The sequence below is a fragment of the Acinetobacter sp. SwsAc5 genome (genome assembly GCF_013391485.1).
GTDB classification, from domain to species: domain Bacteria; phylum Pseudomonadota; class Gammaproteobacteria; order Pseudomonadales; family Moraxellaceae; genus Acinetobacter; species Acinetobacter towneri.
In genome coordinates, this window is the sequence record NZ_JACAXD010000004.1 from 118,912 (window position 1) to 142,271 (window position 23,360).

Sequence of the window (23,360 nt, forward strand, 5' to 3'; positions counted from 1 at the left end):
TCTCAAATGAGGATTTGAAATGACTAAACAAAGTATAGATGATCAGGCGTCATTTTCCGCACCCATTGAAGATTTGCAAGTGCGAATTGCATTTTTGGACGATTTAGTTGAGCAATTGAATGAACAAGTGGTTCATCAAAGTCTGGAAATTGCTGATTTAAAGAAACAAATGCAGTTGTTATATCAGCGGGTAGAGTCGGCAGATTTGTCGGATGGGATTGCACCATTTGACCCGATGACCAATCGCCCACCACACTATTAATCAATCGTACTTAATCAACGGTATTGGTTTCCGTGCTGATTTTAATTTGACCTTTGCTGTACTTCCCGCTGTAATGCTCGGCTGCTGTGCCTGAATCTTTTAAACCCTATTGTGTCCGCTAAAGTTTATGTCCTCTAAAGTTGTATTACTTGACCTTGAAAACAACCTGCCTACCGCGACTTTGTTGCGAGAAATTATTGAGCATCATCCGAGTGTGTATCTGTTTAATTGTGCAGGAAAATTTGAATATAACTTGCAGGATTTAACTGAACTCGCTGGCTGGATCAGTACGGGTCAACTTATGATTTTAGACAGCCCGCGCGCAGAGTTTAAAGAGTTTGAATATGCAGTGGTAGTTGGGCAACTGATGGCACTGCTAGAGCCAGAAACACAAGTTGAAGTGATTTCTGCGGCTGACAGTATTCAGATTTTAATGGAAATGTTGCAAGCATCTGAAATTGCCTGTCACCTGATTCATATTCAGCCTGAAATGCAGTCTGGGAAAAGCAAAAATCGTTTACCAAGCCCAATGGCAATTCGCAACAAACCTGAATTGCTGTTGGTAAAAAAGTATTGTGATGCGTTGGCAAAAATGTCAGGCAAGCCAACTAACGTAGAGGCTTTAAAAAACTCGATTGCCAATATTTTGCAACTTGAGGCCGACAAAGTGCAGCATGTGGTTGGTATGTTGATGAACCTGAAAATTGTAAAGCGGGTGGATGAGCAAATTAGCTTTCGTAAAAAAGTACTGAAGCAGTGGGTTCAACTTGACTTGGATGCTGTGGAAGAATCTACGCAAGAGGCGACAGTCACTTCTACAATCGTGGCGCAAACTGAAGCCGCAGAGGTACATCCTCAGCACAGTTTATTTAAAAACTTTAGCCAAATTGACCCTGTGCAATGGGAAGTTGCCAAAAAGTTACGTGAGCTAAAGGGTGAAAAACCGAAAGATATTTATGAGTTGCGTGATTTGCTGGAACAGTTATTTCCAAAATCTGATATTCGTTTATTGCTAAAAGAACTGATAGAAAAAGGCTATATTTATTGGAATGGACATGAAGTTCTATATAGTCATGAAATGTTTTTAAGCTAAGTTTTAGAATTTTTCGATTAATGGCATGAGTCGATTTAAAACCCATCTGCAAGATAGTTTTTTATCGATGCGACTGATTTAATTCATCATTTATCAACCATTTAAAGTTTTGAAAATGATGCCTTTTCACGTAAGACAATTTTAAGCTGTTTGTAGGCAGATGGACTAAAACACTTGAAATAAATAAATCACAGCTTATTTTAATCTTGCGTTTTATATTGTGCTTATGCAACTCTAATATAAGAATAGAAAGGTTGTACTATGGAAAATACTGGAATTTGGGTTGCCGTTGCCATCATCATATTTGTGATGGGCTCTATTTTTGGTTTGCGCGTTAGCCCAAGAGAAAAAGCTTTGGGATTGATGCGTGAAAAAGCCCGAAAAATGGGACTACATCCACGTTTGGTGGTTGCACCTGATTGGACAAAAATTCCGAAAGCTACGGAATCACGTGCCAGTATGGTGGCGTATTACAGCGTACTCATTGCCGATGCACGTTTACCATTAATGCGTGCTTTGGTGAAAGATCAAAAGCTAGAACTGCTACATGGTGATGATAAATTCCAAGACTTACCCATTGCATTAAAGGGTATTTATGCTATTGATATGCAGGCAAACTGTGTAGGAATCTATTGGGATGAAGAAGCCGATCTTCGCGCGACTCAATTAGATGAGATGAAAGCCTTTTTACATAGCTTGGCTGAACGTTAATTTTAAACCATTAAATAGGAAATACGGTTACTTATGGCGAACGCTCCTCGGTCCACATCCAAAAGCACTGCAGCCAAATCTGAAGCTGGTCACAAACGTGCCTTAGTGATTGTGGAGTCGCCTGCAAAAGCGAAAACAATCAATAAATATCTTGGTTCGGACTACATTGTGAAGTCTTCGGTCGGTCACGTGCGTGATTTGCCAACCAGTGGTGGCGCAAAAACCACAGAAAAGAAAACCACCACCCGAACCAAACTGACCGAGGCTCAGAAAGCTGAAAAAGCTCAACAAGCATTAGTCAACCGTATGGGGGTTGATCCTGAACATGACTGGAAAGCACACTATGAAGTGCTGCCAGGCAAAGAAAATGTAGTCGCTGAATTAAAAAAACTGGCATCGCAGGTCGATGAAGTCTATCTCGCAACGGACTTGGACCGTGAAGGGGAAGCGATTGCGTGGCACTTAAAAGAAGTCATTGGTGGAGATGACTCACGTTATCAACGTGTCGTGTTTAACGAAATTACCAAAAATGCGATTCAAGAAGCCTTTAAGCATCCTGCGCGTTTAGATACCAACAAAGTCAATGCCCAACAGGCACGTCGTTTCTTAGATCGCGTGGTGGGTTTTATGATTTCGCCACTGCTCTGGGAAAAAATTGCCCGTGGTTTATCGGCAGGACGAGTGCAGTCAGTTGCGGTGAAGCTGGTTGTGGAGCGCGAGCGTGAAATTCGCGCCTTTGTACCCGAAGAATATTGGCAAGTCTTTGCAGATACTAAATCTGAAAAAGATGACATTCGTCTAGAAGCGGTTAAGCAAGCGGGTAAAACCCTCAAGTTACGCAACAAAGCTGAAACCGATGCTTTACTGAACTTGATTAAAGATGCGCAATACACCGTATCTGCACGTGAAGATAAGCCGACCAAAGTCAACCCAAGTGCGCCGTATATCACGTCAACGCTGCAACAGGCTGCGAGTACCCGTCTTGGTTTTTCAGTCAAGAAAACCATGATGCTAGCACAGCGTTTGTATGAGGCAGGTTTTATCACCTATATGCGTACAGACTCGACCTTCCTGAGTGATGACGCGGTCAATATGGTGCGTACGCATATTGAAGCGGAGTTTGGTCAAAAATATCTGCCTGCTAAACCAAATCGTTATGGCAATAAAGCAGGCGCACAAGAAGCGCACGAAGCGATTCGTCCATCTAATGTTGCGCTTAAAGGCGACAGTTTGGTGGGTGTAGAGCGCGATGCACAGCGTTTATATGATCTGATTTGGCGTCAGTTCGTCGCTTGCCAAATGACACCAGCCGAATATTTATCATCGACCATTTTGGTTGATGCCAATGGTGTCGAGTTAAAAGCCAAAGGTCGTACGCTAGTTTTTGATGGCTTTACCAAAGTGCGTGGGCAAAACAAATCGGATGATGATGTGTTACTGCCTGCAGTTAAAGTCGGTGAAATTCTTAAATTAGAGAAGCTTGATCCATCACAACACTTTACCAAACCGCCTGCGCGTTTTACCGAAGCCTCTTTGGTGAAAGAGCTTGAGAAAAAAGGTATTGGACGTCCATCGACCTATGCTGCGATTATTTCAACTATTCAAGACCGTGGTTATGTCAAACTGGAAAACCGTCGTCTGTTTGCCGAAAAAATGGGTGAGATTGTTACAGATCGTCTGGATGAAAGTTTTAATAACCTGATGAACTACGATTTTACAGCAGACTTGGAAGGTCAGCTGGATAAAGTTGCAGATGGAGAACGTAACTGGAAAGACTTACTCAACAGTTTTTATGGTGACTTCAAGCAGCGTTTGACTAATGCACAGGGCGAACAAGGCATGCGCCGTAATCTACCTGTAGAGGTTGATGCAGTACATTGTAAAGAATGTTCACGTCCAATGCAGATTCGTACAGGTACAACAGGGGTATTCTTGGGATGTTCAGGCTATAACTTGCCACCGAAAGAACGTTGCAAGGGAACTCTGAACCTAACTCCTGTCGAGTCGCTTGCTGCATTGTCGGATGATGATACCGCTGAAACTGCAGATTTGATGTCTAAAAAACGCTGTCCAATTTGCGAAACTGCCATGGACAGCTATGTGATTGATGGTGGTCGTAAACTGCACATTTGTGGGAATAACCCAGACTGTGCAGGTTTTGAGCTAGAAGAAGGCGAGTTCAAAATTAAAGGCTATGATGGCCCAACCATTCCGTGTGACAAGTGCGATGGCGAAATGCAGTTGAAAACAGGTCGTTTTGGCCCTTATTTTGCCTGCACCAGCTGTGAAAACACGCGAAAAGTACTCAAGAATGGTCAGCCTGCGCCACCGCGTGTTGATCCAATTAAAATGGAACATTTACGTTCAACCAAACACGATGATTTCTTTGTGTTGCGTGATGGTGCAGCAGGCTTGTTCTTGGCAGCCAGTAAGTTCCCGAAAGTACGTGAAACCCGTGCACCGAAAGTCGCGGAATTGCGCACAGTTGCAGAACAGCTTGATCCGAAATATCAGTTTATTTTGCAAGCACCCGATGCAGACCCAGAGGGTAATCCAACATTGGTGAAATTCAGCCGTAAGAATCAAGCGCAATATATTGGTTCGGAAACGCCTGAAGGCAAACAAACCAAATGGTCATTGGTTTACCAAGATGGTAAATGGGTTGAGGCTTAATTATCCAAATTAGAAAATGCTGGCTTCGGTCAGCATTTTTTTAAATCATATAATTTGAAATGTGAAAAATAAAAAACAGAGAGGTTTTGTGAATCTTAATCCAAAGAAAATAGCAGTATTAATTGATGCTGATAATACATCCATGGTGAATGTTGAAGTTGTATTAGAAGAGATCGCCAAATCAGGTATAGCAAGTGTCAAACGAGTTTATGGTGATTGGAGCAAGCCAACACTAAAGGGCTGGTATGAAATATCACTTAAATGTGGCATGACACCTGTACAACAATATGCTTATACGGTTTCAAAAAATGCGACTGATATTGCAATGGTTATTGATGCTATGGAGCTATTGTATTCGGGAATATTTGATGGTTTCTGCTTAGTTTCTAGTGATAGTGACTTTACTCCCCTTGCTTTGAAAATTCGAGAGAAAGGGCTTTTTGTTCATGGTTTTGGTAAGGGTACAACACCAATATCTTTTGTAAACGCTTGTGATCGTTTCATTGATGTGAAAAACCTCACCAATGGTGAAACTGTAGATTTAAAGGAAAATACAAATGAGCAGGTGACACAAGGTCAAATTACAATTGATAAGGATGTGCTTGCACTAATTTTAAAAACAATACGTGATAAAGCTGATGATCATGGTTGGGCAAACCTTTTGGTTGTTCATCAATACATTAATGTTGTTAAGCCTGATTTTGATTCGAGAAATTATAAAAGAGCTAAATTTTCAGGCTTAATTAAATCGTTAGAATTATTTGAAATTAAAGAAGTTAGAAGTCAATTGTTGGTAAGAAAAAGAACTTTTAAGACCATTATCAAATTGACGCAAGAAGCTTTGAAACAGGTATCACATGCAAATAACTGGGTAAGTATTGCTTCAGTAGTTGATGCGATCAAGCGCTTGGATCCAGAGCTCGATATTGTTCCTTACGGATTCTCTTCTCTTGAGGAAGCAGTTTTAGCAATTGCGGGTGGCTGGGTCGAGTTTAAAGATAATAAGATTAAACTTGGTAAAGTGATTGCCTAAAGATATTTAAAGTATGTGGAAAAAAATCCGAATTTTATGCTTATTGCTGGTTTTGCTGGTCGTTGCAGTCAATGCTTGGCGTGATCAGAGCCAAGACTGGAATAAGCCCATCATCGTATTGTTACACCCAATCAATGCCGATGGACGATCAAATACCCAAAACTATATCAATACATTAAATATCAATAATTTAAATTCTGCTCAAGACTATCTAAAACAAGCTTCTTTGCAGTACCGTGGGCAACCCATTGCGCTCTATTTCAAACAGGGGCGAGAATTAAAGCAGTTGCCACCAAAAGTGCCTGAGCAAGCATCGCTGCTTAGCACTGTACTTTGGAGTTTAAAGTTCCGCTTTTACGCTTGGCAGCAACGACAAAGCAGTGATGGTACAGCAACAGTGACCCTGTACCTGAATTATTATGATCCGAGTCAAACTCAAATTTTGAAGCATTCCACCGCTTTGCAAAAAGGCAAAATTGGCTCGGTGAATTTATTTGCTTCTGCTGCGCACAGTCAGCGTAATACGATGGTGATGGTGCATGAATTACTGCATACCTTTGGTGCCACAGATAAATACGATTTGAGCACAGGTCAGCCGATTTATCCGATTGGTTATGCAGACCCAAATCAGCAACCGTTATATCCACAACGACAGGCTGAACTGATGGCAGCTTATGTGCCACTTTCGCAAAACAAAAGTAAGATGCCTGACTCGCTACAACAGACACGTATTAACGAAATCACTGCCATAGAATTGGGCTGGAAATAATGTGGATAAGCATGTACTTATCCACATCTCTACAATAGAGCTTGTGTAAAAGTATGTGTTTAGGCATGAACCGAGCCATTTATATTCATGGGTTTATTCCTAAACCGATCTGTTAAACTATTCATCCACCCAGTACGATGAGTCACTATGAGTTTAGCCAGCCTAATTGATGAATTGAATCCCCAGCAAAAACAAGCAGCCACGACAGCATATCAACATAGTCTGGTCTTGGCTGGCGCAGGCTGTGGCAAAACCAAAACCATTGTGGCACGTGCAGCGTACTTGATTGATAAAGGTATTGCAGCCAATCAAATTCAAATTTTGACCTTTACCCGCCGTGCGGCGAGTGAAATTGTCGCACGGGTGGAGTTGGCACTGGGCGAGCAAGCCAAAGGCTTACGTGCTTCGACCTTTCATACTTTTTGTATGTACTTGTTACGACGTATTCCTAAAGCTTTTGGCTTGGAACAATTTTCTATTATTGATCGTGATGATCAGTTGATGATGTTTCGCCTCATTCGCGGAAAAGATGATAAGAAAAATCCAAGTCAGTTGCCTAAGCCTCAAGAATTATGTGATTTGTATTCTTTTGCGCGGAATACCCGTCAAAAACTGAGTGTGGCTTTAGAAAAGCAACAGCTTGAATATTTGGCATTAAAAGATCAAATTGCTGAAATTATGCAGGAATACGAAAGCCGTAAACGTGCACGTGGCTTTCTCGATTATGACGATATTTTGGCTGTGGTGGCATCGGCATTGGCGCAGTCGGAAGGTCTGGTCGATTATGTCGCGTCAATTTGTCAGCATCTTCTGGTCGATGAAATGCAGGACACCAATCCTTTGCAATGGGCTTTGCTTGAGCCTTTAAAAGATCGGGTCAGTTTGTTTTGTGTGGGCGATGATGCACAATCGATTTATGGTTTCCGTGGTGCAGATTTTGAAAATATTCATCATTTCACAGAGCGCGTACCCAATGCTCAAATTTTCAAATTAGAGCAAAATTACCGTTCTACGCAGGAAATTTTAGACCTGTCCAATTGGTTGTTAGATCAAAGTGAGATTCGCTATAACAAACGGTTGCAGGCGCATCGTGGTGATGGCATCAAACCCAAAATGCATATTTTCCCGAATGAATTTGATGAAGCCAAATGGATTGCGATTGATATTAAAGAGCGACATTTCTTGCAAGGCGCGCCGTGGTCAGATCACATGGTGTTGGTGCGTTCAAGTTTTGCAGCGCGACATATTGAAGCTGCCTGTATTGCGGCAAGTGTGCCGTATCGTTTTATTGGCGGCATGAAGCTCTTGGAAACTGCGCATGTAAAAGACTTGCTTAGTTTATTGCGCGTTATTGCCAATCCTTTAGATGATATTGCGTGGATGCGTTTTCTCACTTTATGGAATGGCGTGGGCGATATCGGTGCGAGTAAGTTGGCACAGCAATTGTTGCTTGAACCGACAATGGATCAGGTGATTGAAAAGCTGGAAAAATTTGGACGCTTGCCAGAAGAAACGTTATTGATCATGAAGCAAATGGATGTCTTACGACATGAAGTTGCAGCTTGCGTCGGTTTAGGCATTGAAGCTATTCAGGAACAATTGGCAGATAACTATAAAAAAGACTGGAATCGTCGTCAGGGTGATTTTCAGTTGGTGCAACAACTGGCGGGTAAGCATGCGCAGTTAAGTGAGTTTTTAGAAGAATACGTGCTTGATCCTGTGTCTATTTCTGAAATTGAACGCCAGTCTGATACCGATGTGGTCACTTTAATCACCATTCACTCTGCCAAAGGTACGGAGCAAAAAGTCTGTTATGTGGCGAATGTGACTGCAGGGCAGTACCCGCATGCGCGGGCGCAGGGCAGTTTTGATGATATTGAAGAAGAACGTCGAGTGCTGTACGTGGCTTTGACCCGTGCCCAAAATGAACTGATTTTAACCAAGCAAAATTTTAATTTATGGGCGCGTGATACGGTAGATGAACAAGGGCGCAAACTGGACAGTTATTTTTTGAATGATCTGACACGGCAGTTGTGTGCGATGGAAACTCATCACCGTACCCGTCAGCAAACGGTTAAAAGCGCCTTGGTGGAACGCCAAGCGATTAATTTAGATTTTGGCATTGATCTCGATTAAACTATGCCACAAGGTTTCCTGCAAAAAGTAGAGTAGGCGAGTGCTTTTTGATGTTTTTTGCCTATTTTAAGGTTGTAAGATGAAAATTTTAGTTCGTAGTTTAGAGCGTACAGTGACTGAAGAAGAATTGTTAAAGCTTTTTCAGGAATATGGCACTGTAGAATCTTGTAATTTGGTGTTGGATGCTGCAACAGGAAAATCTAAAGGTTTTGCATTTGTAGAAATGCCACATGCACGTGAGGCAGTAAAAGCCATTAAAGCGCTGAATACTTTGCGTCTGCATGGTCATGGAATACGTGTCAAAGCAGCAGAAGATAAACCTGCATCAAAATAGTTCAAAGGGAGCAAAAAATGCTCCTTTTTTATGCGTGATTTTTAGTAAAAATACGAGATTGGCACTGCATTGGTGCGCGATTTTATCGCAGTAAAAATAGTGTATTTTTTATTGGGTGTTGCAGGAAAATCGGTTTAATCTAAGCTTCTTAGAACGCTAAATTGAGGAAATGCTCATGTCCCGTGTTGCTCGTTTTCATGCAGATCGTACCAATCAGAAATTATATTTCGCCCGTCTTTCATGTCAGCAGGCCGAGCAAACCGAGCATGTTCAGCAAGCGCAGGCACATCGTGAAGCTGCGGTGTTTCATTTAAATGGCGCGGTGCTGGCTTTTTTGCAGGAATTGGTGCGGTATTATCGTTTAAATGACAGTAATCCAACCCTTAAATCAATTGAAGAATTGATGGCAGCCAAAGGGCAGATTTCCCCTGAAGTGGCAATTTTGCAGCAACTGAGCAAATCGGGTTTTATTGCAGAGTTAAAGCGCGCTTATCGTTTATGTCAGTACACGCCCGAGCCAAGTGCACCAGGACCTGAACAGGAAACGTCATCCAATTTGATTATTAAAGTCACGCAAACGCCGCAAGCATGGTTGCCAGACACCAAAATTTTACGCGAATGGCATCGAGATTTAACCCAATTAATTGATGGTTTTCGCAATGAGATGGTGGAGTTTTAAGCTGACCAATAGCCCTTGAAAAATTTTTGATCAGCCCGATATAAATATTCTGAACGATGCAAAGTGCAAGCGCCTTTGCCGCCATGTCGAGCATGGAGGATATATGTCTATAGAGCAATTGAAAGAATTATTTGGTAATCAGGAAGCTATTTTGGAGCTGGTGCAGCTTGAAGGCGGTGAGTTGGCATTGCGTAATGCAGGCTCAGAGAAAGAGCCGTTAGTGAAAATCCAGTTCAATGACGAAGTCAAAGCCTTATTGGGTGATCAGACTGCTGTTGTTGCCCAGCACATGATTCAGGCGGCATTATTTGGCTTGTTGGAAAAACAGGTCAATGAGTGGCATGCAGAAATTGTGGATGAACAGCCGCAATTTATGAGTTAATCCGAAAAGGTCTTTCGGTGATGAGCTATCTTTAATGAATAGATTGTCTATCTGCTTTGGTTAAAATCATGGACATTATTAGATAGTTTTTCATCAACACAATGAAAGCCAATCTATACGTCAACAAAAAAAGCGCAGCTTAAACGGTGCGCTTTTTGTGATTTTGGCTATGGGTTTTAGATGAATGATGCTCAATGCGTTGGTGGCTGATGATGGGCAATTTCAATTTGATTTAAAATATAATTGCTCATATTTTTCGCCATTTCTTCTTTGGCAAAATACACCTCACCAATGTTGTCTTTACGAATTACTTCCGCTTCGGCTTTGCTTTCTGCACACACCAAAACCTGAATTGCAGGGTTTAGGGTTTTGGCAATATCCACAATTTTATGAATATCCAAAATGTCCATAGGCGAGAGAACGAGTAGTCGTGCATGTTGAATATGTGCCTGAATCAGTACACCCGCTTCTGTGGCAATGCCGCTGACTGCAGCAATGCCTTTTTCGCGTAAGTCTTCGACAATTTCACGGTTTTCTTCCGCAATCACGACCTTAATATTCTCAGCCATTAAATTTTGAGTAATGTGGCGTCCGACTTCACCATGTCCAACAATCACCACCTGATCACGTAAATAATCTTGAGAAACTTCATCGGGCAGCATGGCTAAAGGGTCATTGCTGCGTTCAAGCAAACGCGCCAAATAAGAGCGTTCCCGAATCCAGTTTTGCACAGGCTCAATCGCAGAAAAAACAAAGGAATTGAGGGTAATTGAAATGAGTGCGCCTGCTAAAATCAGGTTTTGTCCTTCTAGTGACAGCAGTTGTAAAGATACACCTAGCGTTGCCAAAATAAAGGAAAACTCACCAATTTGTGCCAAGCTCGCGCCTACGGTCAAGGCTGTATTGAGTGGATAGCGGAAGAACAAGACCAATGCCATGGCTGCAATGGTTTTACCCACCATGATAATGCCGACGACCGCTAAAACGTGCAGTGGTTCTTCTATCAGAATACGCGGGTCAAACAGCATGCCCACAGCAACGAAAAATAGAATGGAGAAAATTTCACGTAAGGGTAAAGTTTCTTCTTCGGCGCGATGACTGAAATCAGATTCTTTGACCACCATCCCCGCAAAGAACGCCCCAAGTGCCATCGACACGCCAAAGATTTTATAAGCACCAAAGGCAATTGATACCGCAGCAGCGACTACCGTTAGAGTAAACAGTTCCCGCGAGCCTAAGCGAGCCACAATTTGCATAATGAAGGGCACAAGGCGTTTGCCAACAATCAGCATAAAGGCAATAAAGCCTGAAACTTTTAATAAAGTCAGTCCGAGTGTTAGCCAAATATTTTCATCACTGGCATTGTCGATAGCTTGTCCACCCAGTAATACAGCTGTGGCAGGCAAAAGCACCAATGCTAAGACCATCACTAAGTCTTCAACTAACAACCAGCCTACGGCAATTTTACCGTTCACGGAGTCGAGCAGGCCACGATCACCCAATGCTTTTAAGAGCACAACGGTACTGGCACAAGACAGACTTAAGCCAAAAATTAAGGCAGAACCAAAACTCCAACCCCACATCATCGACACGCCTACACCGAGCAGGGTCGCCACGGCGATCTGCAATACTGCACCAGGCAAAGCAATGCGTCGTACCTGCATTAAATCATTTAGCGAGAAATGCATGCCAACACCGAACATGAGGAACATGACCCCAAGTTCTGCCAATTGGTTGGCAAGATGAATATCTGCCACAATGCCCGGTGTGTTGGGACTAATGATGACACCTGCAATCAGATAGCCCATAAGCGGTGGAAGGCGTAAGTGCGCAGCGATATAGCCAAATACCAGTGCCAAGCTAAAACCAACGGCAAGTAAGATGATGAGTTCTACATCATGAGGCACGAGAAACTCCTAAGCCATGGTGAAGGTGCGGTCAAAAGACTGAAATAAGACAAGCACAAACAGTGCCAAAAAAGAAGCGAGGAAATTTTAACAAGTGAGGCAAAAAAAGTGCAAAAAAAAAACGACCTGAATAAGGTCGTTTTTTAAAAAAGCTAAAATTATTTGATTTTAGCTTCTTTGAAAACTACGTGTTGACGGATTTTTGGATCAAATTTTTTGATTTCCATTTTTTCCGGCATAGTACGTTTGTTTTTAGTAGTGGTATAGAAATAACCTGTACCAGCTGTAGAAACTAAGCGAATCTTATCACGCATTGTCCTGACTCCTTACTTAGATCTTTTGACCTTGAGCACGTAGGTCAGCAACAACCTTTTCAATGCCCAATTTGTCGATAATACGCATACCTTTAGTGGTTAAACGAAGACGTACGAAACGTTTTTCGCTTTCTAACCAGAAACGGTGGTTGTGCAGGTTCGGCTCGAACCGGCGCTTAGTTTTGTTGTTGGCGTGTGAGACGTTGTTACCAACGACTGGACGCTTGCCGGTAACTTGGCAAACCTTAGACATGGTGTAACTCCATTGATTTAGCCAACAGCAAATCTGTATGGCCAGTCAAAAATAAACGGATGAATTCATTCAAGGGGCGTTTTATATCAAAAATACGCTTAAAAGACAAGCGATTTTCTTCAAAAACAGCATGAGCTAGTTTGATAGCTCATGCCTTGATCAGTTAGCGAAGCAGCGTCTTCGAAATCAATCGATGAATCGGCTTATCAAATGGGGGGAGAATGAACTTCAAGCTGTAAAGCTTCGGATTAGACATTACCGACCGTTCATGTGACAAGCTGAAAAAACCTTCTGGACCGTGATATTTCCCCATGCCCGATGCACCAACACCACCAAATGGTAAGTCATCTTGTGCAACGTGGGTCAATACAGTATTGAGTCCGAAATGCCCTGAATGGGTTCGCTGTGCGACATAGTCGGCACGCGCCTGATCAAAGTCGAAATAGTATAAAGCAAGAGGACGCGGTCGGCTATTAATAAACTCGATTACATCATCAATTTGTTCATATTCTAAGATTGGCAGGACTGGACCAAAGATCTCATTTTGCATAATTTGCATGTCTGGACTGACATTGGTCAGTACCGTTGGTGCCATTTTACGGGTTGCAGCCACATTTTCACTTTGCGGATTAATTTCAATAATATTTGCACCTCGCTCACGTGCATCTTCTAAATAGCCCTGTAAGCGACGATATTGTTTGTCATTAATAATAGAAGTGTAGTCTTGGTTATCACGAATATGCGGATACATTTCGGTCACAAATTGCTCGAAATGCTCCATAAATTCGGCAGTTTTGCCTTTAGGCAAGAACATATAGTCGGGTGCAACACAGGTTTGTCCAGCATTCCAGAGTTTACCTACCGCAATACGCTGCGCTACATCGACCATATCGCTAGATGGATGCACCAAAACAGGGGATTTTCCACCTAGTTCTAAAATGACAGGCACAAGGTTTTGTGACGCGGCAGCCATTACAGTTTTGCCGACTTCGGTAGAGCCTGTGAAAATAATTTTGTCAAAAGGCAAATGACAGAACGCATCGGAAATAATACCGCCGCCATTAATTACTGCCACCAATTCCTGTGGAAATGCTTCGCTCATGGCGTTTTCCAGTACTTTACCAAAATGCGCAGAAGCACTGGAAATTTTGATCATGGCATGGTTGCCTGCAGCCAAAGCACAGATCAGTGGGCCTAAAGACAACAGCAGCGGATAGTTCCAAGGTGCAATAATGCCAATTACCCCTAAAGGTTGATACTGTACCCATGCTTTTGCAGGTTGGTGGATAATACCAACCTGACGTTTAGATGGCTTCATCCAGTCGGTCAGGTTTTTGCTGTAATATTTGATATGTTCCAAGCAGGTAAGTAATTCACCAATTTTGGTTTCTGCAATGGCACGGTTGCCATAGTCACGGTTAATGGCTTCAGCAAATTGATCCTGATATTTCACAATCACACGTTTTAAGCGGGCTAAGCGTTCAATGCGTTCTTTGGCACTTGGGACAGGATGACGCTGATAGGCATATTTCTGCAATGCCAAAATATCATCCAGACGTTGTAAATCGGGTGAATGTGGGGTCATTGAAGTTGTTTTTGTTTGACTGTTCATGGCATGTTACCATTCAATAAAAGCAATATAAGTTAATTTTTAGAGTATTTACTCTAATCAGTCAAGTGACTTTATGTTTTCATGCCCCCCAAATTTTAAAGAATGGTTGTTTTTAGGATGTCTCAAACCAAAACGTTGAAAACCAAAGAACGTATTTTGCAATTGAGTTTGCAATTGTTTAACGAGCGTGGTGAGCGTTCGGTAACAACCAATCATATTGCGGCAGAACTGGGCATGAGCCCAGGAAACTTGTATTACCACTTCCGCAATAAGAACGAAATTATTAAAGAGCTGATGGAACAATATCAGCAAGAAACTTTAGAAATGCTGGCTTTGCCTGAAAATCGTGGCTTAGATGCCAATGACAAAATTCGTTATTTTCAGGTTCTCAGTAGTCAGCTGTGGGCTTATCGTTTTTTGCATCGTGATGTCTATCATTTGGTCGAAACCAATGAAGATTTCCGCAAAATGTATCCACGTTTTGCAGGACAGGTCATGCAGCAGGGACAAAAAATTTATCAGGCCTTTGTGGATGCGGGTCTGATGCAAATGACTGAGTCAGAAATTGAAGCCTTGATTATCAATATTTGGATTGTGCTGACCAACTGGACGAACTTCTTATATATGTCGGGTCACATTACCGATTCAAACCATTTGGAAGAAAAATGGATTTGGCAGGCTTTACGTCAAATGCTGTTCCTTGAAGGGGCATATTTACGGGGTGAAAGTCGTGCAACCTATGAGCGTTTACTAGAAACACTAGGCACATCTGAACTGTTTGAGAGTTTATCATCCAGTAAAAATACTCAAGCCGACTAAGAGACTGAGAATGGCTATTTAGAATGTCTGAGAAACGCGCTAGAATACTCGGCTTGTTTTTCAATTTAACCAAGTAGTGACTAAAAACAACATGAATATGACGACTGCGAATACTGCACGTTTACTGATTACCTGTGAAGATAAACCGGGTATTGTGCAGGCTGTATCAAGCTTTTTGTATCATCAGGGAGCTAACATTACTGCGCTTGATCAATACGCAACAGAAGCACAGGGCGGGCGTTATTTCATGCGGGTTGAGTTTGAGCTAGATCATCTGCAAAGCCGTAAAGAAAGCTTATTGCAAACGTTTGCATCTAACGTGGCAGAACGCTATGACATGCAGTGGCGTTTGGCCTTAGTCAGCGATGTGAAAAAAGTCGGCATTTTGGTGTCTAAAGTCGATCATGCTTTGCTTGAGTTGTTATGGCGTCATTCACGTGGCGGTTTACCGTGTGAAATTACCAAAGTAGTGTCGAACCATGACACATTGCGTGAAGCGGTAGAAAATTTTGGTATCCCATTTGAAGTGGTACCTGTAAATAAAGAAAATAAACGTGAAGCTTATGCTCAAATTGATGAATTGATGCAAGGCAATGATTTGCTGGTATTGGCGCGTTATATGCAAATTCTGGATGAAGAGTTTGTGTCTAAGTGGGAAATGAAAGTGATCAATATTCACCACTCTTTCTTGCCGGCCTTTGTGGGAGCAAACCCGTACAAACAAGCCTATGAAAAAGGCGTGAAGTTGATTGGTGCAACGGCACACTACGTGACTGCAGACCTAGACCAAGGCCCGATTATTGAGCAAGATGTAGAGCGTGTAAACCATGACTTTACGGTAGATCAGTTGCGCGAATTGGGGCAGGACGTTGAACGTAATGTACTGGCTCGTGCAGTCAAATGGCATTTAGAAGACCGTATTATTGTAGATGGCAACAAAACTGTTGTATTTCAATAGGGTGTAAAGCCATCTCAAGATTGAACAAAAAACATGCCGTCTAGGCATGTTTTTTTATACTATAATTGTAATGTTATAACATTTGCTTCAATTGTGTATTAATAAGCATATTGTGTGATTATTCACACGTGTTATTAAAAAATAGTTGCAAATGAAAACACTTCTCATTTATTATTGCGTTACTTTAATTGTGCTAACCGATCAGTTTGATCGTATAAGCTGTGATGGTTTGGCAATTGCTTTTCAAGGTCGCTGACTTTAATGAACCAATCTCCCAACGCTATGACGCATACATCCCACACCATGAAAAAGAAAGTTGTAACAGCTTTAGCCGTGGTTGCATTGGGACACGTGGGCGTGTTGTGGGCATTGGGGCAGATGCCAACCCCTAGCTTAAAGCCAATAGAAAAAGAACCTTTAAAAGTTCGCTTTGTAAAAATTCAAGAACCTCCAAAACCTTTGCCGCCACAACCTAAAGCTGAGCCGCAACCAGAAAAACCAAAACCGCAGCCAGTGAAAGAAGTGCCAGTGGTAGAAAAACCGTTACCGCCGCCACCTAAAAAAGTGGAAAAAGTACAACAGGTAAAAAAAGCTGAAGCGCCTAAGCCTGTGGCAAAACCCGTAGAGAAACCTGTCGAGCGGGTAGTGAAACCTGCACCTGTAGCGACAGTGACTGAAACTAAAGTGGTACAAGCCGCGCCTAAACCAACTCCTGCTCCTGTTACACCAGCACCTGTCGTACCAGCCGCACCTAAAACAGTTTCAATTGGTGGGTCAGGGGTGCAATGGAGTCGCTCACCAAAACCAACTTATAGTAACCGCGATTTACAAGGTGAAACCCGAACAGTGGTGGTTCTCATTGAGGCCAATGAAAAAGGCGCAATTACCCATGCACAAATCACCCGTTCCAGTGGTTTACCTGCTTTAGATCAAAAGATTTTACGCGCTGTGCGTAGTGCAAAATTCAAACCGTACAAAGAAAATGGCGTTGCTTATCCAATTCGTGCTGAGCAGCCTTTTGAATTGACATTGAACCCTAACGGCTAACCTTAACAGGAGTTCGAGTATGAACTTTTCCGTCTATTGGCAACATGCAGATGCAGTCAGCAAAACACTGTATTTCGTGTTATTGGCGATGTCGATTGCGACATGGACCATCTTCGCATTACGTTTGATGGGCACGCGCCAATTGAAGCAACAAGCTTATGCTCAACTGTCTCAGGCTTTAAATCAGCTTAAGGCAAAACTGGTGCCACTAAGTTTTGAACAGCGCAAAGCGGTTGCAGAACAGGCTCTATTGCGTCAAATTTCTGTAGAAAAAGCATCGGCAGAAAAAGGGGTGTCGGTATTGGGTACAATTGCCTCACTTGCACCGTTTGTCGGTTTATTCGGTACGGTTTGGGGTATTTTCCATGCACTGGTTGCCGTGGGTAAAAGTGGACAGGCAGGATTGGCACAAGTCGCAACCCCTGTGGGTGAAGCTCTAATTATGACAGGCTTTGGTTTGGCAGTCGCAATTCCAGCAGTAATTGCCTACAACATTTGCTCGCGCGTGAACCGTACCTTATCGAATAACCTGCAAGATCATGCACACAGTTTGTTGATTGATACCATGTTGCAGCAAGATTCATCTGTGCAAAAAACAGAAGTGAAAGCAACACAACAAAGTTTAGTGGGAGGTCAGGTTTAATGGCTTTTCAATTGGGTGAAGACAACGACTCAGGCATGAATGAGATGAACCTCATTCCCCTGATCGACATTATGTTGGTATTGATGATCATCTTTTTGGTGACAGCGACCGTTGCCAACCCATCTATACCATTAACCTTGCCGCAAACGACTGCAGAGATTGTAAATTTACCACCTGAGCAAATTCAGGTCAGTATCAATGCCAATGGTGAAGTGGCGTGGGATGATCAAATTATTAGCTTAGATGAATTGCAAACCCGCTTTAACAGTGCCAGTCAGCAAGCACAGCAACCAACGGTGGTGTTAAGAGCCGACAAAGAAGCGCGTTATGATACTGTAGCGCAAGTAATGTCACGTGCGAGTGAAGCCGGACTCAGTGATATTGCTTTTGCAACAGACGATTAAGCCCATATCTTATTTAAAATTAGCGATCTTTTAAGGTCGCTTTTTTTATGCAAACTCACGCATAATGCCAAAATATTTCACCTACTCAAGCGTATTTAATCATCCATGCTATTTGGGTTGAGTTAGCCGCTTATTTGAAAGTCTATTTTTTTATTTAAATCAGGTTCAGCCATGAGTTCACGCCAAGCACTAGATGCAAAAGCCAGCAGTATGATGCTTATTTTGTGCGTCTTTTGGGGTTTACAACAAGTGGTGCTGAAGCTGGCCGCACCTGATATTTCTCCATTAATGCAATTGGCATTACGCTCAGGTTTATCTGCCATCATGGTGTTGCCTTTGTTGTGGATGGCAAGAAATACGCAATTGCTTGCAGCGCAATATGTGTATCCCGGCATATTGGTCGGGGTGTTGTTTGCCGCAGAATTTTTTATGTTAGGGCAGGCGATTCAATATACTTCTGCTTCGCACGTGGTGGTTTTACTATATACCGCACCTATTTTTGTGGCTTTAGCGTTGCATTGGAAACTACCTGCAGAGCGTTTATCTCGCTTGCAATGGGGCGGGATTCTGTTGTCTTTTGCTGGCATAGCGGTGACTTTTTTATGGCGTGATACTGTGCAACAAGAGAGCCACCAAAACTTCAGCCAGATGCTTTTTGGCGATTTACTTGCGCTGAGTGCAGGCATACTTTGGGCAGCCACAACTGTTGCGGTACGTCTAAGTCGTTTATCGGAAGCCCCTGCAACACAAACTTTGTTTTACCAATTGATGGGTGGTTTTTTGATTTTACTGCCGATGGCATGGTGGATGGGACAGGCTGAAATTCATTGGACAGCCTTAGCCATAGGCAGTTTGATTTTTCATGCGGTATTGATTTCGTTTATTAGCTATCTCGCTTGGTTTTGGTTGCTGAAACAATATTTAGCATCCAGTTTAGGCGTGTTTTCATTTTTAACGCCATTATTTGGCGTATTGTTTGGTGTATGGTTGTTGAATGAAAGCTTGAGCCAAAGTTTTATGATTGGGGCTGTTTTGGTCATGCTGGGGGTGTTGATGGTGAATGCTCAATGTTGGTTTAAACATAAAACCCAAGTACTAAAAAGAAAATAAGTATTTGCAGCTTTTCCATGAACTTGAGCAAGACTCAACATCAGCAATGTTGTCATGTAAAAATCATCTTCAAATAACCTAGTAGCTCAATACGGGTTTAAATTTGAAGATGGGTGATATTTAAAATCTAGCGAGCGCGTACAAGATTATTTTTCTTCAAAAATCTTAGAGAGCGGAATCGACAATTTGGCAGCCAAATAGTCATCGGTTTCACTGAGTACGGGGCCAAGTTTTTGCATCCATTCATCATCAGGATAGACATTGGCCAAGTCCTGACGACGTGGCAATGAATACGGTAGCTGTGAATAAAAACTCCAAAAATCTACCTGAGATAAATTGCGCACCAAAACAAATTCATCATTTTCAGTACGTTTAATTAAATTTTGTTGTTCTAGCATCAGCACATAAGACGGCCAGCGCCCAATTTCATTACGTCCCAATACATCTAAGGCTTCAGCTTCAGTGACACTTTCTCCGCGCATTTGTTTTTTGTAAAACAATTCCAGTAAGTCCAATAGCATGAGCAGCGGATGGCATTTTTTTTCGCGACTGGCTTCAAAAGCGGTCAAGGCATAACTAATTTCAACACCTAACAGCACAATATTCCAAGACAGGAAAATCCACAGTAAGAAAATAGGTACGGCAGCAAAAGCACCATAAATAATTTCATAACTGGTGAAGTTGGACATAATAAAACCAAACAGGTTTTTCAAAAATTCAAATACAACAGCACTGAACCCCCCCGCAATTAATGCGGCTTTAATAGGTACACTGCGGTTGGGAATGGTCCAATTCAGAATAAAAAAACCTAAAATGGTTAGGGCAAATGAAATCAGCCATAAAATAAATGCGCCATTGAGTTCATAACCTGCAAAGTTATTACTCAGCACATTCATAGATGCCAAAGTTGAGGAAATGACAAAAGCACTGCCCAGTAAAATAGGGCCTAATGAGATAATGGTCCAGTAACGCATAAAACCCATAATGCCGCCACGGGTTTCCTTAACCCGCCAAATTCGGTTAAACACAGTTTCAATACTGGTCAGCATCATCACCGTGGTCACGAATAAAAACAAAATCCCGATGACGGTTAAGTTACTAGATTTGTCGGTAAAGGCATTTAAGGCTTTATCAAAGGCGATGGTGGTTTTAGGTAAAAAGTTGCTGTAAATCAGTTGTTGTAATTGTTGCCGTGCAGGTTCGAGTGCCTTAATGGATGAGATGATCACCAAAAATACGGTGAGCATAGGTACAACGGCAAACAGGGTAGTGTAGGTTAAAGAGCCTGCTTGTTCACGGCAGCGATCTGCTTCAAAGCGACGCAGCACAAATAAGACAAATTGAAACCATTGTTTGTCATAAAAAGGCAGTTTCTTTAAATACTCAACGATCATACAGTGGCTGTCTCAACTTTTTTAATCATCTTTATCTGTTTTCATGGTTAAGCTTAACCAAAAAAGCAGCAAAATACCGTATAGTTTTCATTTTTAGTCTGATTTCTTAGCATGATGCAAGCATATATTCTGGTTTTGTACTTTAGTAAATATGGTTCTACCAAAGAAATGGCACATTTAATTGCCAACGGGGTGGAGGCTAGTGGCATGCCCGTTAAAATTAGAACTGTGCCAAATATCTCGACCGTGGTGCAACAAGCAGAGCCAAGTATTCCTGCCGAAGGTGATATTTATTGTACTTTGGATGACTTGGCCAATTGTGCAGGTTTGGCTTTAGGTTCACCTACACGTTTTGGCAATATGGCATCTGAAATGAAATATTTCTGGGATCAAACCACTAGTCTGTGGCTGAATGGCGCATTGCACAATAAACCTGCCTGCGTTTTTACCTCATCGGGTTCGATGCATGGTGGACAGGAAAGTACCTTATTGACCATGTTGCCGCCATTGTTTCACCACGGAATGATGATTATGGGATTGCATAATGCGCATCCTGCTTTATCAAATACCAAAACGGGCGGTACGCCGTATGGTGCAACGCATGTGAGCGGCCCGCGCCACGATCAGGCTTTGAGTCAGGATGAAAAAATCCTTTGTGAAGCGCAAGGACAACGCCTAGGTGAAATGGTAAAAAAATTACAGGGCATGTGAGATTCTTTCTTTAATTAAGATGAAGCGTAAAATGTGGATATCGTTTTACGCTTTTATCTTTTGTACTTGAATTCGATTGGCGTATGTAGCATTGAGTGTGCTAAAAAATAAGTTCACTTTTCACCTAAAATCACCATTTGCAGTGATATTCAGTTTTCTCTTTTCACGTCTAATAACCGCTTTAAAAGCAGAGTTTTCTGTCACGGTTCACGCAGCATTTTTTTGCAGGCTAGGGTCTGTTGACATTTCATAAATGGCTTGCGCTGTAGGCTAAAACTGAGCAGATCAGGCATGAAACGCAAGTAATAGCGAGACTATTGCTAAGTTTCATAACACAATCTGAGAAAGTTTTAGCCACAGCCTTTCAGGGCGAGCATATTTTTTGCTGCTATTGCGTTATGTGCCAGTCATTTAGAATGACTAAATTTCCTGTCCCATGCCTTATATCAGCTAAAAAACCTTGCGAGATATATCTCTCATGCCGCAAACATAGACGAATTGTCAACAGACCCTAATGTATTGAGCACAACGGACTGCTGTAAAAATGAGAGATTGAGGAAAGTGAAAATGAATAAGTGGATGCTGATTGGGTTAGGTCTAATGAGTTTAGGGTGTTCATGGTCGAGTGTTGCAGCGACTGAAATTGTGCATAGTCTGAGTTTTCCAGAAGAACAACGTATTGAAAAACAACCTGCGGAAGCACAGTATTTAGCGGCAAAAAAAACTGTGATGACTTCTGCAAGCAGCACTGCAAAATAAAAAGATGCAATCAAAAAGTGCTGCAATGTGCAGCACTTTTTTTGAAATTGATTTAGGGTTACTTAGAGTTGCTTGGCTGTTTCAACTTTTCTTTAAAGCGGTGTTTACATTTGAGGCATTGAAAATCTAGAAAAATATTCTGATCAACAATTACACCTGCTTTTTTACCAAAGCGATGCCCAAGAAAACCACCTGTGATTCCCACGCTAATTGCCCCGACAAATGTTCCAATGGTGCCGCCCATAATCACGCCCAATGGCCCTGCGGCTGTACCAATTGCCGCACCAATAGAAGCTCCCGAAGCTGCGCCGCCCACAGTACCTGCTGCTGTACCTGCAGAGCCTAATAACACGCCACCAATTTTTTGTAAGTTTTGTTCATGGTTGCGTTTTTCAACTTGAGTTGAACCACATTTTGGACAGACGATACTGTGTTCCATCAATGGATTGTCTTGTGTCATGACTTTAAAATGCCTTGTACTCATGTCGCATGCATCAATGCACGTAGACGACCTAAAGAGTGCTGTGTAGAGCTGCAATCTGAAAAGAGCAGACTGCTTAAACACTGTTATTTCAAGTGCAGCATGGCGTAGCACCACAGTTTTGTAAATAAAATATATGTAAATGAGTTGTTTAAGTTTGAAAAAAAGCATAAAAAAGAGCGCCTAAGCACTCTTTGATCATAAGGTCTAAATGATGAAACAACATCAGTTTTAATCGACTTTAATCGCGTACAAATTCAACAGTACCGTTTGCCAAAGACTTTACCCGTGCCAATGATTCAACACGATAGCCTTTTTCAAGCAATAATTCACGACCCGGTTGGAATGATTTTTCAATCACAATCCCAATACCCACGACTTCTGCATTCGCTTGATGGATTAAATCTGCCAAACCAAGTGCAGCTTGACCATTTGCCAAAAAGTCATCAATCACCAAGACTTTGTCGCTCGCGCTGATATGTTTGTTTGAAATGGCAATCGTGCTTTCAGTTTGCTTGGTAAATGAAAATACTTTAGAGCGGTATAAATCATCTTTTAAGGTTAAAGATTGATATTTACGTGCAAAAATTACAGGTACGCCAAGCTCTAAACCTGCCATCACAGCTGGTGCAATGCCAGAAGCTTCGATGGTAATAATTTTGGTGATGCCTGCATCTTTAAACAAACGCGCAAATTCTTGACCAATTTGCTGCATCATCACAGGGTCAATTTGATGGTTTAAGAAAGAGTCGACTTTTAGAACCGCTTCAGATAGAACGATACCTTCGGCTAAAATTTTCTGTTCTAGTGCATGCACGGGAGAATCCTCAAGAGCAGGTGCTTTTCAAAGCAAAAGCGTATTTTAAAAAGCACCTG

At 42.1% G+C, this 23,360-nt stretch carries 25 protein-coding genes and 1 pseudogene; 19 read left to right on the top strand and 7 right to left on the bottom strand.

What is annotated here, in order from left to right:
- Window positions 1-19 precede the first annotated feature (19 nt).
- The 11 genes and pseudogenes from HYG89_RS03560 (at window position 20) to HYG89_RS03605 (ending at window position 10,072) form a co-directional block, all read left to right on the top strand.
- Window positions 20-262, top strand: coding sequence for a SlyX family protein (locus HYG89_RS03560; RefSeq protein ID WP_004976120.1), 243 nt, complete (start codon window positions 20-22; stop codon window positions 260-262).
- 127 nt (window positions 263-389) lie between these two features.
- Window positions 390-1,355 (top strand): hypothetical protein, encoded by a 966-nt coding sequence (locus tag HYG89_RS03565; protein WP_178866080.1) that lies wholly within the window; start codon window positions 390-392, stop codon window positions 1,353-1,355.
- A 261-nt stretch (window positions 1,356-1,616) separates the two neighbouring features.
- Entirely contained in the window at window positions 1,617-2,066 is a 450-nt protein-coding gene (locus HYG89_RS03570) for an ammonium transporter (RefSeq protein ID WP_178318603.1), read from the top strand.
- A gap of 33 nt (window positions 2,067-2,099) precedes the next feature.
- Entirely contained in the window at window positions 2,100-4,739 is a 2,640-nt protein-coding gene (topA, locus tag HYG89_RS03575; RefSeq protein WP_004976132.1) for a type I DNA topoisomerase, read from the top strand.
- A gap of 88 nt (window positions 4,740-4,827) precedes the next feature.
- Window positions 4,828-5,541, top strand: a pseudogene (locus HYG89_RS03580) (NYN domain-containing protein); the annotation flags it as partial.
- A 24-nt stretch (window positions 5,542-5,565) separates the two neighbouring features.
- Window positions 5,566-5,772, top strand: coding sequence for an OST-HTH/LOTUS domain-containing protein (locus HYG89_RS15975; protein WP_338150046.1), 207 nt, complete (start codon window positions 5,566-5,568; stop codon window positions 5,770-5,772).
- A gap of 13 nt (window positions 5,773-5,785) precedes the next feature.
- Window positions 5,786-6,541: a hypothetical protein gene (locus HYG89_RS03585; protein WP_167845767.1), complete on the top strand. Its 756-nt coding sequence runs from the start codon at window positions 5,786-5,788 to the stop codon at window positions 6,539-6,541.
- 147 nt (window positions 6,542-6,688) lie between these two features.
- A complete protein-coding gene (locus tag HYG89_RS03590) occupies window positions 6,689-8,677 on the top strand; it encodes an ATP-dependent helicase (RefSeq protein WP_178866084.1) in 1,989 nt (662 codons plus the stop codon).
- 79 nt (window positions 8,678-8,756) lie between these two features.
- Window positions 8,757-9,011, top strand: a complete 255-nt coding sequence (locus tag HYG89_RS03595; RefSeq protein WP_004976139.1) for an RNA-binding protein — start codon at window positions 8,757-8,759, stop codon at window positions 9,009-9,011.
- 175 nt (window positions 9,012-9,186) lie between these two features.
- A complete protein-coding gene (locus HYG89_RS03600) occupies window positions 9,187-9,690 on the top strand; it encodes a DUF6586 family protein (RefSeq protein WP_178866086.1) in 504 nt (167 codons plus the stop codon).
- A 103-nt stretch (window positions 9,691-9,793) separates the two neighbouring features.
- The gene (locus tag HYG89_RS03605; protein ID WP_178866088.1) at window positions 9,794-10,072 is read left to right on the top strand and encodes a hypothetical protein; all 279 of its coding nucleotides are present in this window, start codon (window positions 9,794-9,796) and stop codon (window positions 10,070-10,072) included.
- Window positions 10,073-10,263: 191 nt separating this feature from the next.
- Here HYG89_RS03605 and HYG89_RS03610 read toward each other — a convergent pair whose 3' ends face one another.
- The 4 genes from HYG89_RS03610 to HYG89_RS03625 all read right to left on the bottom strand — a co-directional run bounded on the left by HYG89_RS03610 (window position 10,264) and on the right by HYG89_RS03625 (window position 14,158).
- Window positions 10,264-11,979, bottom strand: a complete 1,716-nt coding sequence (locus tag HYG89_RS03610) for a cation:proton antiporter (protein WP_178866090.1) — start codon at window positions 11,977-11,979, stop codon at window positions 10,264-10,266.
- A gap of 158 nt (window positions 11,980-12,137) precedes the next feature.
- Window positions 12,138-12,293 carry a 50S ribosomal protein L33 gene (rpmG, locus tag HYG89_RS03615; RefSeq protein ID WP_004976146.1) on the bottom strand — a complete coding sequence of 52 codons (156 nt, stop codon included), beginning with the start codon at window positions 12,291-12,293 and terminating at the stop codon, window positions 12,138-12,140.
- 16 nt (window positions 12,294-12,309) lie between these two features.
- Entirely contained in the window at window positions 12,310-12,546 is a 237-nt protein-coding gene (rpmB, locus tag HYG89_RS03620) for a 50S ribosomal protein L28 (RefSeq protein WP_004976147.1), read from the bottom strand.
- A 163-nt stretch (window positions 12,547-12,709) separates the two neighbouring features.
- Entirely contained in the window at window positions 12,710-14,158 is a 1,449-nt protein-coding gene (locus HYG89_RS03625) for a coniferyl aldehyde dehydrogenase (protein WP_004976148.1), read from the bottom strand.
- Window positions 14,159-14,275: 117 nt separating this feature from the next.
- Between HYG89_RS03625 and HYG89_RS03630 the strand changes: the two genes are divergently transcribed.
- From HYG89_RS03630 to HYG89_RS03655, 6 genes are all read left to right on the top strand, one after another.
- Window positions 14,276-14,977 carry a TetR/AcrR family transcriptional regulator gene (locus tag HYG89_RS03630; RefSeq protein ID WP_004976150.1) on the top strand — a complete coding sequence of 234 codons (702 nt, stop codon included), beginning with the start codon at window positions 14,276-14,278 and terminating at the stop codon, window positions 14,975-14,977.
- A gap of 91 nt (window positions 14,978-15,068) precedes the next feature.
- Window positions 15,069-15,935, top strand: a complete 867-nt coding sequence (gene purU, locus HYG89_RS03635) for a formyltetrahydrofolate deformylase (RefSeq protein ID WP_168418525.1) — start codon at window positions 15,069-15,071, stop codon at window positions 15,933-15,935.
- Between the two features lie 261 nt (window positions 15,936-16,196).
- The gene (locus tag HYG89_RS03640; protein WP_178866092.1) at window positions 16,197-16,982 is read left to right on the top strand and encodes an energy transducer TonB; all 786 of its coding nucleotides are present in this window, start codon (window positions 16,197-16,199) and stop codon (window positions 16,980-16,982) included.
- 19 nt (window positions 16,983-17,001) lie between these two features.
- The gene (locus HYG89_RS03645; protein WP_178866094.1) at window positions 17,002-17,625 is read left to right on the top strand and encodes a MotA/TolQ/ExbB proton channel family protein; all 624 of its coding nucleotides are present in this window, start codon (window positions 17,002-17,004) and stop codon (window positions 17,623-17,625) included.
- Window positions 17,625-18,029 (top strand): biopolymer transporter ExbD, encoded by a 405-nt coding sequence (locus HYG89_RS03650; RefSeq protein ID WP_178866095.1) that lies wholly within the window; start codon window positions 17,625-17,627, stop codon window positions 18,027-18,029. Before HYG89_RS03645 ends, HYG89_RS03650 begins: the two co-directional genes overlap by 1 nt.
- 171 nt (window positions 18,030-18,200) lie before the next feature.
- A complete protein-coding gene (locus HYG89_RS03655; protein WP_178866096.1) occupies window positions 18,201-19,139 on the top strand; it encodes a DMT family transporter in 939 nt (312 codons plus the stop codon).
- A gap of 146 nt (window positions 19,140-19,285) precedes the next feature.
- On the opposite strand, the gene HYG89_RS03660 is transcribed toward HYG89_RS03655, so the two are convergent.
- Window positions 19,286-20,533, bottom strand: coding sequence for a YihY family inner membrane protein (locus tag HYG89_RS03660; RefSeq protein WP_178866098.1), 1,248 nt, complete (start codon window positions 20,531-20,533; stop codon window positions 19,286-19,288).
- 114 nt (window positions 20,534-20,647) lie between these two features.
- On the opposite strand from HYG89_RS03660, the gene wrbA reads away from it, so the two are divergent.
- Together wrbA and HYG89_RS03670 are read left to right on the top strand one after the other, a co-directional pair.
- Window positions 20,648-21,244: an NAD(P)H:quinone oxidoreductase gene (wrbA, locus tag HYG89_RS03665; RefSeq protein ID WP_026438329.1), complete on the top strand. Its 597-nt coding sequence runs from the start codon at window positions 20,648-20,650 to the stop codon at window positions 21,242-21,244.
- Between the two features lie 567 nt (window positions 21,245-21,811).
- Window positions 21,812-22,003, top strand: a complete 192-nt coding sequence (locus tag HYG89_RS03670; RefSeq protein WP_178866100.1) for a hypothetical protein — start codon at window positions 21,812-21,814, stop codon at window positions 22,001-22,003.
- 58 nt (window positions 22,004-22,061) lie between these two features.
- On the opposite strand, the gene HYG89_RS03675 is transcribed toward HYG89_RS03670, so the two are convergent.
- Both HYG89_RS03675 and HYG89_RS03680 read right to left on the bottom strand, forming a co-directional pair.
- Window positions 22,062-22,442: a hypothetical protein gene (locus tag HYG89_RS03675; protein ID WP_371972010.1), complete on the bottom strand. Its 381-nt coding sequence runs from the start codon at window positions 22,440-22,442 to the stop codon at window positions 22,062-22,064.
- Window positions 22,443-22,725: 283 nt separating this feature from the next.
- Window positions 22,726-23,301 carry a xanthine phosphoribosyltransferase gene (locus HYG89_RS03680; protein WP_004976172.1) on the bottom strand — a complete coding sequence of 192 codons (576 nt, stop codon included), beginning with the start codon at window positions 23,299-23,301 and terminating at the stop codon, window positions 22,726-22,728.
- Window positions 23,302-23,360 lie beyond the last annotated feature (59 nt).